The 13,613-nt window shown below is 50.8% G+C and carries 17 protein-coding genes; 1 reads left to right on the top strand and 16 read right to left on the bottom strand.

Annotated features, from left to right (window positions below):
- The 13 genes from SACSAC_RS17515 to SACSAC_RS27755 all read right to left on the bottom strand — a co-directional run bounded on the left by SACSAC_RS17515 (position 1) and on the right by SACSAC_RS27755 (position 10,287).
- The gene (locus SACSAC_RS17515) at positions 1–672 is read right to left on the bottom strand and encodes a hypothetical protein (protein WP_037288776.1); all 672 of its coding nucleotides are present in this window, start codon (positions 670–672) and stop codon (positions 1–3) included.
- 12 nt (positions 673–684) lie between these two features.
- Positions 685–1,650 (bottom strand): SAF domain-containing protein, encoded by a 966-nt coding sequence (locus SACSAC_RS17520; RefSeq protein ID WP_051507215.1) that lies wholly within the window; start codon positions 1,648–1,650, stop codon positions 685–687.
- Between the two features lie 66 nt (positions 1,651–1,716).
- On the bottom strand, positions 1,717–3,111 hold the full coding sequence (locus tag SACSAC_RS17525) for a serine/threonine protein kinase (RefSeq protein ID WP_169833787.1): 1,395 nt from the start codon (positions 3,109–3,111) through the stop codon (positions 1,717–1,719).
- 202 nt (positions 3,112–3,313) lie between these two features.
- Entirely contained in the window at positions 3,314–4,396 is a 1,083-nt protein-coding gene (locus tag SACSAC_RS17530) for an SAM-dependent methyltransferase (protein ID WP_084778162.1), read from the bottom strand.
- Positions 4,397–4,465: 69 nt separating this feature from the next.
- Positions 4,466–4,816: a thioredoxin family protein gene (locus SACSAC_RS17535; RefSeq protein WP_051507217.1), complete on the bottom strand. Its 351-nt coding sequence runs from the start codon at positions 4,814–4,816 to the stop codon at positions 4,466–4,468.
- Positions 4,813–5,178 (bottom strand): cyclic-phosphate processing receiver domain-containing protein, encoded by a 366-nt coding sequence (locus tag SACSAC_RS17540; RefSeq protein ID WP_245608659.1) that lies wholly within the window; start codon positions 5,176–5,178, stop codon positions 4,813–4,815. Before SACSAC_RS17540 ends, SACSAC_RS17535 begins: the two co-directional genes overlap by 4 nt.
- A gap of 32 nt (positions 5,179–5,210) precedes the next feature.
- Entirely contained in the window at positions 5,211–6,038 is an 828-nt protein-coding gene (locus SACSAC_RS17545; protein ID WP_037288778.1) for an Fpg/Nei family DNA glycosylase, read from the bottom strand.
- 21 nt (positions 6,039–6,059) lie between these two features.
- Positions 6,060–6,866, bottom strand: a complete 807-nt coding sequence (locus SACSAC_RS17550) for an HAD-IIA family hydrolase (RefSeq protein WP_037288779.1) — start codon at positions 6,864–6,866, stop codon at positions 6,060–6,062.
- An 18-nt stretch (positions 6,867–6,884) separates the two neighbouring features.
- A complete protein-coding gene (gene rnz / locus SACSAC_RS17555) occupies positions 6,885–7,820 on the bottom strand; it encodes a ribonuclease Z (protein WP_037288781.1) in 936 nt (311 codons plus the stop codon).
- 170 nt (positions 7,821–7,990) lie between these two features.
- Positions 7,991–8,800: an HAD family hydrolase gene (locus SACSAC_RS17560; protein ID WP_037288783.1), complete on the bottom strand. Its 810-nt coding sequence runs from the start codon at positions 8,798–8,800 to the stop codon at positions 7,991–7,993.
- A 69-nt stretch (positions 8,801–8,869) separates the two neighbouring features.
- Entirely contained in the window at positions 8,870–9,400 is a 531-nt protein-coding gene (locus SACSAC_RS17565) for a hypothetical protein (protein WP_037288785.1), read from the bottom strand.
- 136 nt (positions 9,401–9,536) lie between these two features.
- Positions 9,537–9,737, bottom strand: coding sequence for a DUF896 domain-containing protein (locus tag SACSAC_RS17570; protein WP_037288787.1), 201 nt, complete (start codon positions 9,735–9,737; stop codon positions 9,537–9,539).
- Positions 9,738–9,882: 145 nt separating this feature from the next.
- A complete protein-coding gene (locus tag SACSAC_RS27755) occupies positions 9,883–10,287 on the bottom strand; it encodes a LysM peptidoglycan-binding domain-containing protein (protein WP_169833788.1) in 405 nt (134 codons plus the stop codon).
- Between the two features lie 250 nt (positions 10,288–10,537).
- On the opposite strand from SACSAC_RS27755, the gene lexA reads away from it, so the two are divergent.
- A complete protein-coding gene (lexA, locus tag SACSAC_RS17580) occupies positions 10,538–11,164 on the top strand; it encodes a transcriptional repressor LexA (protein WP_037288789.1) in 627 nt (208 codons plus the stop codon).
- A 92-nt stretch (positions 11,165–11,256) separates the two neighbouring features.
- Here the strand turns inward: lexA and SACSAC_RS17585 are convergent, their stop codons facing one another.
- The 3 genes from SACSAC_RS17585 to coaA all read right to left on the bottom strand — a co-directional run bounded on the left by SACSAC_RS17585 (position 11,257) and on the right by coaA (position 13,598).
- A complete protein-coding gene (locus tag SACSAC_RS17585) occupies positions 11,257–11,625 on the bottom strand; it encodes a hypothetical protein (protein ID WP_037288791.1) in 369 nt (122 codons plus the stop codon).
- 70 nt (positions 11,626–11,695) lie between these two features.
- The gene (locus SACSAC_RS17590; RefSeq protein ID WP_245608660.1) at positions 11,696–12,652 is read right to left on the bottom strand and encodes a D-alanyl-D-alanine carboxypeptidase family protein; all 957 of its coding nucleotides are present in this window, start codon (positions 12,650–12,652) and stop codon (positions 11,696–11,698) included.
- A gap of 22 nt (positions 12,653–12,674) precedes the next feature.
- A complete protein-coding gene (gene coaA, locus SACSAC_RS17595) occupies positions 12,675–13,598 on the bottom strand; it encodes a type I pantothenate kinase (RefSeq protein ID WP_037288793.1) in 924 nt (307 codons plus the stop codon).
- Positions 13,599–13,613 lie beyond the last annotated feature (15 nt).

The raw sequence follows: 13,613 nt of genomic DNA on the forward strand, positions 1-13,613 counted from the left end.
TTATTTGCTCCTTTCAGCTTTTTTCCACAATTTGCGCGTTTCGCGTTCGTCATTTTCAAGCAATACCGTGGCAATCCCTTGCACGGCTTTTTTCATTTCCGGGGACAGTCCTTTCAGCTTTAAACTGTTGGCATACTGATTGCCAATTTTGATCGCAAGATCACGTTCATCCGGGTAATAGACCAAGGTTTCTTTCCAATCGATCGGAAAAGCTTCAAATTGTTCATTGATATAAGCTTCTCCCGGTTCACGCGCACCTTCCATCCATACTTTATGAAAGGCAGATAGTTCAGCAAGCGGCCGTTCTGTAAAAAAGCTCTCCAAGAGCCGAACGCTTCGACGAACCGAGGTCTGCTCGCATCCCATTACAAGGAATCGCTGCTCCGCTTCCGGCAGCTCGCTGATCCGAAACGGATCGTCCGTGTCATACAGAACAAAATCATAGTCCGCATGGGCAAAAGCTTGCTCACCTCTCGCCGGAATCCAAACTTCAAATCCGTCATACTCCTGCGGCTGGCCCGGAACATCCAACGCCGGATACGAAAATTCGTAACTTCCAAGCGCTGTAGCATCGACAATCAACACGCGCAGCCCGCTTTCGGCTAATATTTTGGCTGTATAAAACAGCAGGTCCGTTTTATCCCGATCACCGATAAAAATAGCTCGTTTCACTCGTCATCCTCCTCAATCGCTTACGCCGGCATCGGAGTTATCCGTGAAAACGGGCTCGCTTTCTGCCGCCTCGGCTTCTTGCGTCGTTCCGGTATCCACGCTTTGCTCTTGAATCAGCGAGTTGTTTTGCGTACCGGGATTGATCGTGCTCATGTTCGCCTTACTATTCAGATACTTCTGAATGTCTTCCGGCGTCAGCAGATCGAGTCCGCTCTCCAGCTTTTCGCGCATCCGGCGTTCCAGCTCGGTCTTCGCACGTTCGACGATATTCGGATCGCTTTCAATCAGATCCAGAACACTTGCGTTTGCCGGATAAGTAATAGTTGCGGCTTGTTGAAGACCCGGTTCAACATAGGTTACCGCGTAGATCGAAGCATCGTTCAGATAAGCGTCCACAATCGCCGACGACATCGTCAAAATCTCGCGTTCGTTCATCTGCACCCAGATTGTTCCCGAAGCCAGATCTTCCGTGCGTTTTTTGGACAATACGATGAAGTCTTCGCCTGTCGGGAACTTTACGCGAACGTCGACGAACTCTCCGGCTTGCAGGCGACTCGGCAGCTCGATCAAGCGAAACTCTTGATTCCGCAGATCTTTAGGCGTCACTTCGCCTTCGTACAGCATCGACTCGCTGACAGGCATGTTTTTGGAAAGCGAAACTTTCGCATAACGCCCTACTGCATCTTCCCGCGCGGACATATCTTCCGGAACGGTCGTTTTAACCACTTCAATCTGGACTAGATCATCCTCCCCGATTTCTTCGCCGGCCTGGATATTACGCGTCAGCGCAAAGACCGGTACGCGCTGCGCGTCCATCTCCGCAATCTGCTGTTCATAACCGCTCCGATCAGCCTCGTAGTTTTTTTCGATATGGCGCACATAAGGAATGCCCGCCGCTGCGCAGATCAATAACGCTGCCGCGGCTCCCGCCCCCGCAGTCAGCAAACGCTGACGCTGGCGAAACCTGATTCTTGACATGATTGTTCTCCCTTCATTTCTGGTTATGCCGATCTTGCTTTTGCAGCTTCAGCTTCGTTTTCCGCTCTATCGGAAGCCCAGTTTCAAGATCGACCGTCTCCCTTTTCTTGCATAAAACGAACCCAGAATCGGCTCAAAAACGTCGCGTTGGTTGCCATCGAACGGATTCGATAGCGAAGGCAGCGAATAGATTCTTTTGTGACCGAGCCTTCGGCGCATTTCCCGCACGGCATCCTCAGCGGCAAAGGGAAGCACGTACGTCCACTTGGGCCTGACGCGCAATGTTTCCCGATGGGCAAAAGCGACTAAATCTCCGCTTCGCCACTCGCTTGCGGAGCCGACAATCACCGGAACGTCCGCCCGCAAAAATTCTTCAAAGTCACGAGCATCACTGCACGTCCCAAGATCCAGGACCACGTATCGGTATCCTCTGCTGAAAATGTCGGTCAAACGGTTGCGTTCTGACGAGGGCCAGTAATCGACTCCCCGAATACTGAACATCCGTCGTCCTCTGAGCGGCTCGCCCTCCCATTCCATCGCAATTCGTTCAAAAGCTCCAGACATTCGGCTCAACTCGACGAGCGCGGTTCGCCCTCCCTCGCGAGCCAGAGTATGTGCCGCGGCAACCGCTATGTGCGTAGCTCCGCAACCTTGGAAGTTGCCCAGCACCGCAATCGTGGATGTGCCTCCAACACCCGGGGTCAACGAAGTTTCGCCTTCGACGGGTTCAGGCTGAATGATTCGCTTGATATCACCGATATGCGGATAACGCTCTTCTCGTCGATAACTGAGCATCCGGCGAATCGCAGGCACCAGCGCCGAAGGAAGATCAGGCCGAAGCGCTCGCTGTGCCTCCGGTGTCCATTCGCTAAACCGACCACCCGTGGAGAGATACAACAGCATCGCCCCCAACGCGTACTGATCGCTGGACGGATCGCTTTGCCCTTCATACTGCTCGGGTGCGGCAAATCCGATAGTCCCCAGCTTTACCGTATCGGCGCTCTTGTCCGGATTGGCACTACGCGCAATTCCAAAGTCGATCAAACGAATAGTTCCGTCTTCACCGATCATCACATTGCCTGGTTTCAAATCCCGGAAAACGACAGGCGGACTTTGCGTATGCAGATACTCCAACGTTTCGCAAATGCGCAATGTCAGCTCCAAGATAAACGGAATGTCCAGGATGCCTCCGGCTTTACTCGCATAATCGCTCAGATTCGAACCTTCGATGTACTCCATGACCAGAAATACTCGACCTTCCGTATCCGGCGCAAAAAAGTCCGCGACCTGAGGCAAACTGCGATGACGCAGCCTGGTCAGCATTCTCGCTTCGTTTTCGATCCTTTCATAATCCGCCGTATCGGCCATCGTCTCCTTGACGGCCCACCACTTGCCCGGAAGCTTGGCATCGGAAGCCAGATAGACCCGACCCATTCCGCCGCTCCCGAGTACGCGTTCCACCCGGTATCGATCTCCTATTACGGCTCCTCGCTCCAATTTCGGCGGGTACGGCATGAATTCACCCCTTTTCGGACAAAAAAAGAAAGCACCCCTCGCAAACCAGGTCCTAAGACCGAATTCGTGAGGGATGCTTTCCCTTTCCGTGCATATGATTTTGAAGTCATTATAAACCTATTGCTTGCTAAGTGTAAAGGCCTATTTCTTAATATTTGATCATGTAAAGCGTAATTTCTTCGCGATTATGGAACAATTGCTTAGCCCGCTGGACCTGTAAACGCGAGTTTTCGAACGAAGCAATGACCTCTTTGATCAGCGCCATCGGCTTTTTGTGCATGAGCTTGATCGTGACGATAGCCGTACCGCCAGGACTTAATCCATGCAGCAAGCCCGTCACCAGTTGAACCATCAATTTGGGGCTCCAACTCATGTCGCACACCAGCAAATCGAATTCGTTTTCTTTGAATTTGACTTCGCTTGCGTTTTTACGGATATAGGTCAGGTTCGGCGACTTGAGAAGCGATGGATGCAGTTTCGCCGGGTCGATCGCGGTTACCTTCAACCCGCGTTCAAGCAGCAGCGACGTCCAACCGCCCGGAGCCGCACCAATGTCTACCGCGCTGCGATAGGCAGAGAGATCCAGTCCGAATTCCCGTTCGGCTTCAAGCAGTTTGAATTTGGCGCGGGACAGCTGGCCTTCCTCGCGGCGGAAACGAACCGCTCCTCCGCTCCAATCCGACAAATTGTCCTCCGGACGCGAAATTCCCGCGTAAATTGCCGAATCCGTCAAATACACCGAGGCAATCCAATCGGCGCTTGCCGTCACGAATTCCACTTCGGATGCCCGAAGCAATTCTTCCAGCCATTCCTTCAACTGCGACGAACTTTCCTCGCCCGCATCAGCGCTTTTTCTCACCTGAAGCGCGACTTTGACGCCTGCTCCCATTACGGGGCTCCGCAGAATAAATGACGCGGCTTCAGCCAACAATTCTCCGGCATTTTCACCTTCGCGTTCGAATTGAACAGGTTGAATATGACGCAGGAAAATAGGACGACTATCCGAAATTTGTTGTACAGCGTTCTGCTCGGATACGTTCAATTTAACCAAAAGAACTTCACGGTCGCTCAATACGCTGCTTTTTACCGAGCCGAAAAGTCGACGAAGCTCTTCCTGTGCATAAGCCGCAAAGTCACGGTTCGCCGTGCAAATGAATAAACTTTCTCCTTGCTCCGGCTCCTGAACTTCTTCTATGTTTTGATTTTCTTGTTCCAACTCGTGCTCACTCAAAATACATTAACCTCCACAGAATCCGCGTATTATATAGGTTTCAACGATACGCAGATTCTCTCTTGTTCGTTATCGTCTTTTTGTTTCGGACCATATGCCTTGCTTCTGCTCTTGTCCGATAAATTCCAGCAAATACGGAACAGAATGCATCGCATAAACCGTACGCGGTTCGCCAGGGTTCGCTGGATCGAAGATACTGAGCGAAGGCGTGCTGCTAATCTGATACTTGCGAATAAACTCAGGAGCGAAATTCAGATCAAGCGCATAAATATCGATTTCCCGGTCCATTTGCTCAATCACGTCCAACATTCTTCGCGCTGCTTTGCAAGTTCCGCAAAAAGGCGTGTGCCCGAATACGATAATCCGGCGTTCCCTCGCTTCGATCCAGTCGGCCAGTTCACGTTCGGTCGATTCTCTCATCGGGACTCTTCGGCGGCGACTTTTCTGCGGACTTCTTCCGGCATGGACCCCTTGTGCAAAATCACATCGTCAGGCTTCCCCGCATACAGGGTCTGATACATGCTCCGCCGACCGTATTCGCTCGAAGTGTGCAGATAGATTTCGCGCGGGAATGTTCCGTTGGCTACAATTCGCGCCGCAACCTCGCTGCCGCTCAATTCTCCGGGACCCATCTCATGATCCAACGACAAAATATCCACTTCGCACGCTTTCAACATTTCCAGGCATTCCTCACCCGTACGCGCCAATGCGAAGCCTTCCGGACAAGGACGCCAGTCATCCATATAGAGATGAATTTTCGGTTTGTTTTCGGTATTCGTCACGTTCTCACTCCTTCCCGAACGAATTCTCCCGATTACGAAAATACGGGAGTTTGCTCGTATTGGCATTGCGGGCAATAGTACGCTTTTTTACCCGACACATCCATCTTTTCGACTTTAGCTCCGCCCTCGGTGCATGGCTGCCCCTCACGTTCGTAAACGCGGCACTGTGCCAAGTATCCGCCCGTTATCGTATCCTTGGCGCTAAGTGGCGTTTGAATGCAGCCTCCCGCATCGATTGCGGCACTCAGTACGCTTTCCAAAGCTTCGTACAAACGAGCTGCACTCTCCCCGTTAAGTTCCTGTACTTTAACCGAAGGCAGCAGTCCCGCGGCAAAGGCGATCTCATCCGCGTAACGAGGACCGATTCCGGCTGCCAACTTCTGACCGGTCAATAGGCTGCGGAGCGCTCCGCGACGCTTTTTAAGCTGAGCGACAAACGATTCCGCGGTAAGTTGACGGGAAAATGGATCGGGACCCAGCGTTTTAACCACATCGTCCAACCCGCGTACAGTCATCAAACGCAGAACGCTTGCTTTGCCGGATACATAAAGCGTCCGTTCTCCAAATCCGATCTCGGCTTGAACGGTGAACGGCGGCTTTTCGTCGCCTTCTCCGCAGTACAACGCTCCATCCTTCGCCAAAGCAATCAACAGGCGGTGACCGTTATCCAGATGGAAAATCAGAAAGGTTCCGCGACGCTCAAGGAACAGCAAGCTTCTTCCCTCTAAAGCTCCCGAAAATTCTTCGGGCGTAACATCCGTGCTGCGCTCATTAGCCAAGAATACTCGATCAATCGGACGATCGAGGATCCACTGGCCTAGTTGTCTGCGATAGTGTTCGATTTCGGGAAGTTCAGTCATCAATCATCGTTCCTTTCTCTTTTAGCTTAACGTTAACACCCATTCTCTCACTTCATGCAAATTATTCTTGACGAGATCAGGCTCGGCTTCAGCAAGGCCTTTGTGACGCTCCAGATTATGCGGAGTCGTAACGCCTTCGTCCGTAAGCAACAATAACGAACGGCAACCGGATTGAACCCCGGCCTTGATATCGGTCATCATGTTATCGCCGATAATCGTGACGCGCGAAGCTTGAGCACCAAGCAAATCAAAAGCAAAGTTCATCAAAATCGACGAAGGCTTTCCGATTACAACAGGTTGGATTCCGGTCATGGATTGCAGAGCCGCCCCTAATGTACCCGCTCCCGGCATCAGTCCGCCTTCGGAAGGAAGCAGCAGGTCGGGATTCGTTAATACGAACTCCGCGCCAGCCAAAATCAAACGTCCGGCCTGTGCCAATTTTTCGTAGGAAAACTCGCGGTCAATCCCTTGCAGTACATAGTCGGGATTCCCGTTTTCGCCAGTGAATTCGTTCAGTCCTGCCGCAGATACCGCTCCGCGCAATCCTGCCTCCCCGAATACAGCCACAGAAGCTCCCGGCTTGCGCCCCGCCATATAGGCAGCAGCTGCCATGGAAGAGGTACACACCTGTTCAGGACATGCGGGAATCCCCATTTTGTTCAACCTCAACGCGACCGTTTCCGGTGCGGCAGAAGAGTTGTTGGTCAAAAAAAGAAACGGAATGCGACGATCATTCAATGTCGCAATGAGTTCGTCCGCTCCGGGTACCATTCGCTCACCATGATACAAGGTTCCGTCCAAATCGATCAAGATACAGCTTTGCGTCATAACCCTTCATTCCTTTTCTTATTCTACGCCTTTCGCAGCCTGGATCGGATAAGATTGGTGTTCGATCGCGAGCTGCGTATGAGGAAATACGGCTTGTGCTTCCTCCAATAAAGGTTGAAGTTGTTCAAAATCCTTATAACGCGAACTGAAATGAGTCAGAATCAACTCGCCCACTCCCGCTTGCTTTGCAGCTTCCGCGGCCTGAACCGCGGTACTGTGGTAATACTTATAGGCCAAATCGGAAAATTCGTCAGTGAATGTCGCTTCGTGAACCAGCAGATCGGCTCCCAATGCCAATGGATGAATACCCGGTGTCGGACGCGTATCGCCGAGAATCGTGACGATTCGGCCACGCTTCGGAGGTCCGAGCACCTGTGCGGGTTCAATAGTGCGCCCGTTCACCGTAATGCATTCTCCATTCTTAAGCTTACCGTATTCCGGCCCCGGACGCACGCCCCATTCCTGCAAAAGTTCCATATTCAAGCTGCCCGGACGATCCTTTTCGGTCACGCGATAGCCATAGCTCTCGATTCGATGCTCCAAAGCCTCGGCTTCAACCTTGATCTGATCGTCTTCAAACACCAACCCGCCTGAATGTTCCACGATCTCCAAGCCGAAATCGATTCGGCTTTGCGTCGCTCGCAGCGTGGCTTCCAAGAAATCTCTCAGACCTTGCGGGCCGTATACGGTCAATGGCGGGGAACCTTCATGCGAAGCCCGGCTGGATAACAGACCCGGCAGTCCAAAGACGTGATCGCCATGCATATGCGTGATAAAAATTTTTTCCAATTTGCCGAGTTTAAGCGGCGAATGCAGAATCTGATGCTGAGTCGCTTCGCCGCAATCGAACAGCCAGGAACAACGCCGTTCCTCCAACATGCGGAGCGCGACGGACGTAACATTGCGCTGCGTGGTCGGCAAGCCTGCATTGGTGCCGAGAAAATAAAGTTCCACAGCCGCACTCCTCCTTCTTTTGACGCCGTCTTGCACGCCGTAAATGCTAATTCAATACCCGAATCCGGATTGCGATAATCGGATTCGTTCGTTATCCCTGTTAAAATGATGAAGCGAAAAAAAAGCCCGCCCGCCGCAGCGGGCGGACGGAATACCGGTTCGCCGATTTCTCAGGAATTGCGGATTCCCGCCAGTGGAAGCAGATCGCGCAACGAGTCGATTTGATGCACAGGGACAATACCGGAGTGCGGCGGACGGCCTACACGGTTAATCCAGACCGAAGGAATTCCCGTGTCCAGTGCTCCGCGAATGTCCGTACTTTGTTTATCGCCAACCATCAAAGCTTCTTCCGGCGCAACGCCCAACAATCCAAGCGCATGATGGAAGATCGAAGTATCCGGTTTGCCTTTTCCGAACGTTCCCGAAATCACGATATGGTCAAAATAAGGAACCAGCTGCGGTACGCCGTCCAACTTTTCTTGTTGCAGCGAAGGGCAACCGTTCGTCAGCATGAGCAACTTTACATTTCCTTTAAGCTGGTCAAGTACGGCATACGTCTCTTCATAGACATACGGACGCTTACGACGTTCCGCGGCAAATAAGGTGGACAATTCCAGTGCCAACGCTTCATCCTCGACCCCGAGATCAGCCAAGCCCAGACGCCAGGCTTCTTTCCGATAAATCGGAGCAATCTCTTGCAATTTACGGAATTCCGGCTGTTCGCCTTTGTCAAAATTCGCCCAGAGTCCTTCGAACGGGCTAATGCCGATCATTTGGGTGAACGGATACGTTTCGTAAGTTGCGTATAGATCGCGAGCACGCTCACGCACTGCCGCTTCAAGGGATTCGGCATTGATTCCCGTACGACGCGCCGCTTCTTCCGAAGTGAATTCAAAAGCTTCTTTTACACTGCGTTCATCCCAGAGCAAGGTATCGTCCAGATCAAAAATTACCGCTTTTACCGTCGTTTCCACCGTCATTTCGTAGTCCCCTCACTCTTCCGTTATAATCGTCGACATGCGTAGCCTTACATGGATTGAAATAAGCGATTACTTCTTTTCGACCGGAATCTGATGTTGCTCCGCAAATTCGGTCACGCGCTGAGCGATTTCTTCCGTCTTGAACATTTTCAGGAAACGGGAGAATATCCAATTCGCGCTTTTTCCTTTTGTCTCAATCGTAACATAGCCTTTTTCGATCCGGAACTTGGCAATATCGCCCGCCAGAAGCGTACGTTCACGGTTGAAGCGAATCGTCGATACCCGGTCTTTGCCCACACGCAAAAACGGACGGCGCAAGAACATGATGACCGCCAAAATCACATACATGACGATAATGAACCAGTACGATGCGCCGGAAGCTTCTTCCACGCCCGACATTTGCGCTCCAACCGTAATAATAGTCAGGAAAATGGCGATAATCATCAGGAACGTCGGGAACATGTAGTTTCTGCCTTTGAACGTGTCATAGGCCTGACTCACTGTTCCTGTCGTACCGATTCGTTCTTGGCCTGTTTTTTGCCTCAAGGTGTTCGTCTTCTGCTGATTTTTACGGACCTGTCTCTCCCATGAACGGGACATTCGTTTTCCCCCTTAGCGATCTATCACTCTTTATGAATCTCTATACAAGAAAAGCTCGCCGGAACGCGGCACTCCCTGTCCGCGAACCGGCGAGCCATTTCCGTTTCGATGAAGCGCTTGCCCTGAACCATAAAAATTAATGCAACTTGCCGCCATTCTTCGGTTCTTCATCAACCCATTCAATCGAATCCAGCTCTTGACGGAAGTTGCGCCGTACGTTGCCGAGATAGATTTCGCGAAGCTTTGCACGCTCTTCCAGCTCTTCTTCGCTCAGTCCTTCGGCTTTATGTTTACGGGCCAGCTCATTGATCCGGCCTACCAAAGTATCGATATCCACTATACACCCTCCTTGTAACCATACTTCTTTATACTTTCACATGAAAAAAAGAGCTTGTCAAGGCGATTGCCCTGCAAGCTCTTTTCCCAATTTCCAACGCATGGCTCACGAATTCGCACCCGTCACATTCCCGCTGCCTTACGATTTAGAAATTAGGTAAAATCAATTCTTCGCCGGCATAAATCTCACTGCTGCTCAGCGCGTTTTTCTGCTTGATTCCCGAGATGAAAATCCGCGTATCCGCGCCTTTTGGTTTATTGCTTTCGGCAATGGACCAAAGCGTATCGCCGGGCGATACCACGACCGTGCGCACTTCCGCCGGAGGCGTGTTGCTCTGAAGAGCATGCACAACTCCCGTTCCTGCGAACAAGCCGATCAGTACGAACAACATCAAACGAACTCTGGCCGCGCCAGTTTTGCTCCAGCGATACTTTGGCATACCGATGCTATGTAAAAGAGTAGGAATCGATGAAAAAATTCGCTGATTGCGCCCTTCATTGTTGCTTCCCACCGTGTCATAGATACTTTTATAAGTTGTGTATTTTGGCATTTTCAACACTCTCCCAAACGTTTGTTCTGCCCTCTGCGAACAATATAGCACGAACATACGTTCAGATCAATAGGTTTCGGAACGTTTGTTCGCGAAAATTTGTTCGCATCATCGCAGAACTTACGTTTGTGCGAACGGAAGTTCTATGATATAATCGTCCCATATCGCATTCAAGATTTTATGATTCTTTTTGGGATGCTTTTGCAAAATATTCAATAATTAAAATGATTAATGGATGGGGTTGATACGAATGTCGAAGATTTCCGTACGCCAACAGGCTATTCTGGAATTTATCCGTACTGAGGTCAAATCCAAGGGATATCCGCCGTCCGTTCGCGAAATTGGCGAAGCGGTAGGTTTAGCTTCCAGTTCTACCGTCCACGGACATCTGGATCGCTTGGAGAAAAAAGGGTTGATTCGCCGCGACCCGACAAAACCGCGCGCGATCGAATTGCTTGGCATGGACGAGTCGGAGAGCAGCAATTTGTTCGCATCGACAATCCGCCGCGTTCCGGTCGTGGGTAAAGTTACCGCCGGCGTGCCGATTACGGCAACCGAGAATATTGAAGATTACTTCCCTCTTCCGCAGACGATGGTTGGCGAAGATCAAGTATTTATGCTCTCCGTTGTTGGAGACAGCATGATTGAAGCAGGCATTAACAGCGGGGATTACGTCGTGGTTCGTCAACAACAGACGGCCAATAATGGCGATATCGTCGTCGCTATGACTGAGGAAGATGAAGCTACAGTGAAGACGTTTTACAAGGAAAAGGATCATATTCGCCTTCAGCCGGAAAACCCAACGTATGAGCCGCTTCGTTTGACTCACGTTACGATTCTCGGCAAGGTCGTAGGTTTGTTCCGTAATTTTCATTGAAGGACGGACGCATAATTGGATTTCAACAACGTCCCAATTAAAAAAACTCCCCGGATAACGGAGGAGTTTTTTTGTGCGGTATAACTTACGCCTTAGTCTGCGGTTTGTTGTCGTCTTGATGATAGGTCCGGCACGTTCGGGCGATGCTTAATTCGAAGCGATCTCTCTTCTTGCGTAGATGAATAGGGCGGGCCCGGAATGGTTATGCCTGCTTCGCGATTAGATAACCACGGAAACATGGCTTTCAGCTTATAAGCTTTACGCAATACGGAAATATGCGTTAATGAAGACTTGTCCGGCCAACGGATATATCCGCTCTGTTCCAGGTTAATCAGCGTGATCGTCACATCCCGGAATGCGCCTCCGCTACGACGCATAAGTCCGGCCATCGATAATAAACGGAAGGCGAGCCATCGATGACGACGCAAAATTCCCAAAATTCTTCGCTCCAAGCGATTCATCTTCACAAACACACCCTCTCGTTCGGAACGTATGTTTGTATCATAAGCGAACATCAGTTCTTTTTCCAGCCTATTTTTGGATTTTCGGATAAACGTTTAGCGCATCTTGGATATGATAAGGCTTGCTCCAAGGACTGCCGTCCGCATCAGCGGTTACCAGCATGTACTCTTTACCGTCTTTGACAGCGATCGAAGCCAAACAGAGACCCGCGGCGCGCGTATATCCGGTCTTTCCGCCAAGGATCCGTCCGCCTTTGAATTGCAGGGTCGGAGCGCTTTCCGATAGCGTGCTGCGCACTGTCATTCCTTGCGGATGGGTGTTTGTCGGCGACATCGAATATTTATGCGTCGTGACCAATTTGCGGAAAGTCGAATTTTTAAGCGCGGCTTTCATGAGGATCGACATATCTTTGACCGTGGTGTAGTGATTGGCATTATGCAGACCCGTGACATTCGTGAAATTCGTATGCTTCATGCCTAGCTGCTTGGCTTTTTGATTCATCTTTTTCACGAAATCCGCTTCCGATCCGGAAACTGCGTACGCCAGTCCAACAGATGCGTCCGCTCCCGAAGGCAGCATCGAACCGTATAGCAGGTCGATCGCTTTGACTTTTTCGCCCCGCTTAAAACCCGCCATCGACGCCCCCTGCTTCTCCAGGCTTGCAAACATCCCGGCCGGCAGTGTCGTCTTCCGTTGAAGGTCCGGCAAATTTTCCAACGCCACGAGTGCGGTCATCATTTTGGTCATCGAAGCCGGATATACTTTTTGATTGATATTTTTCTTCATCAGCACCTGACCGTCACTCATTCGGATCAAAATAGCATTGGAGCTGTAGAGTCCCGAAGCCAGTTTGGAAGACGCGGACGACAAAAGCGTTGATTCGTAACTAGCGGCCTGCGCAGCAAACGTTTGGGCAGGCAGAATACTGCCCGAAACGGCTATAGCCGATGTCATCACGAGCGCTGCCGCAGTTTTCCAAAGTTTGCGTGCATACGCTTCGTTTGTTGCTGTCACTCTTGATTTCACGCTTATGTCTCTCCTTCTATGTTTAGATTTCCCGTAAATAAACTTCATGAATCCGATGGTCGCGTCCTTTTCTCAAGATCAGATCAGCCCGTTGACGCGTGGGTAAAATGTTTTCGTTCAAGTTCAGCAGATTGATGCTCTCCCAGATCTGCGAAGCTCGCTCGACCGCTTCCTGTTTATTCAGGTCCGCATAACGATGGAAGTAAGACAACGGTTCGCGGAACGCCGTCTGTTGCAGGAGCAGGAAACGATCGATATACCAACTGCGAATATCTTCGGCATCAGCGTCGATATACAGCGAAAAGTCGAAATAATCGCTCACGAACACCGGCTGTCTTTTGCTGACTTGAAGTACGTTAATCCCTTCCACGATCAGAATATCCGGATTATCGATCACTTCGAACTCATCCGGCAGCACGTCATACGTAATATGCGAATACAGCGGAGCTTGAACATTGCGCTCACCGTCTCTGACTTTGCTTAAGAAATCGATCAATTGCTTGGTATCGTAGCTCTCCGGGAACCCTTTCCGAGCCATAAGCCCCTTCTCTTCCAATACACGGGTCGGATAAAGGAAACCGTCCGTCGTCACCAGGTCCACCTTCGGGTGATGTTCCCAGCGGGATAAAAGGGTTTTGAGCAAGCGCGCCACCGTACTTTTACCTACGGCCACGCTTCCGGCAATCCCGATAATAAAAGGCTTGTTTACCGGTTCACAACCCAAAAACGCACTGGTAACCTCTCGCAAATACTGTGCCGCCCTGACCTTCAAATTAATCAGACGGGTCAACGGAATATAGATATCCTCTGCTTCACGCAGCGAAATTTTGTCGTTCAGTCCTTTAATTTTCTCCAACTCTTGCTCGGATAGCAGCAGCGGAGTCCGACTTCGCAATGCGGCCCATCTGGCTCGATCGAATTCTTTGAAATTTCCATACGCATTCATATTCAACCGATCCCT

Origin of the sequence: Saccharibacillus sacchari DSM 19268, assembly GCF_000585395.1 — a bacterium.
GTDB lineage: Bacteria > Bacillota > Bacilli > Paenibacillales > Paenibacillaceae > Saccharibacillus > Saccharibacillus sacchari.

Excerpts from the sequence above, each read along its gene's own strand:
- SACSAC_RS17550 (WP_037288779.1), bottom strand. The coding sequence starts at position 6,866 with ATGACGCAAAGCTGTATCTTGATCGATTTGGACGGAACCTTGTATCAT.
- SACSAC_RS17535 (WP_051507217.1), bottom strand. The coding sequence starts at position 4,816 with ATGAGAGAATCGACCGAACGTGAACTGGCCGACTGGATCGAAGCGAGG.
- SACSAC_RS17585 (WP_037288791.1), bottom strand. The coding sequence starts at position 11,625 with ATGAATCGCTTGGAGCGAAGAATTTTGGGAATTTTGCGTCGTCATCGA.
- SACSAC_RS17545 (WP_037288778.1), bottom strand. The coding sequence starts at position 6,038 with ATGACTGAACTTCCCGAAATCGAACACTATCGCAGACAACTAGGCCAG.
- SACSAC_RS17560 (WP_037288783.1), bottom strand. The coding sequence starts at position 8,800 with ATGACGGTGGAAACGACGGTAAAAGCGGTAATTTTTGATCTGGACGAT.
- SACSAC_RS27755 (WP_169833788.1), bottom strand. The coding sequence starts at position 10,287 with ATGCCAAAATACACAACTTATAAAAGTATCTATGACACGGTGGGAAGC.
- lexA (WP_037288789.1), top strand. The coding sequence starts at position 10,538 with ATGTCGAAGATTTCCGTACGCCAACAGGCTATTCTGGAATTTATCCGT.
- SACSAC_RS17565 (WP_037288785.1), bottom strand. The coding sequence starts at position 9,400 with ATGTCCCGTTCATGGGAGAGACAGGTCCGTAAAAATCAGCAGAAGACG.
- SACSAC_RS17520 (WP_051507215.1), bottom strand. The coding sequence starts at position 1,650 with ATGTCAAGAATCAGGTTTCGCCAGCGTCAGCGTTTGCTGACTGCGGGG.
- coaA (WP_037288793.1), bottom strand. The coding sequence starts at position 13,598 with ATGAATGCGTATGGAAATTTCAAAGAATTCGATCGAGCCAGATGGGCC.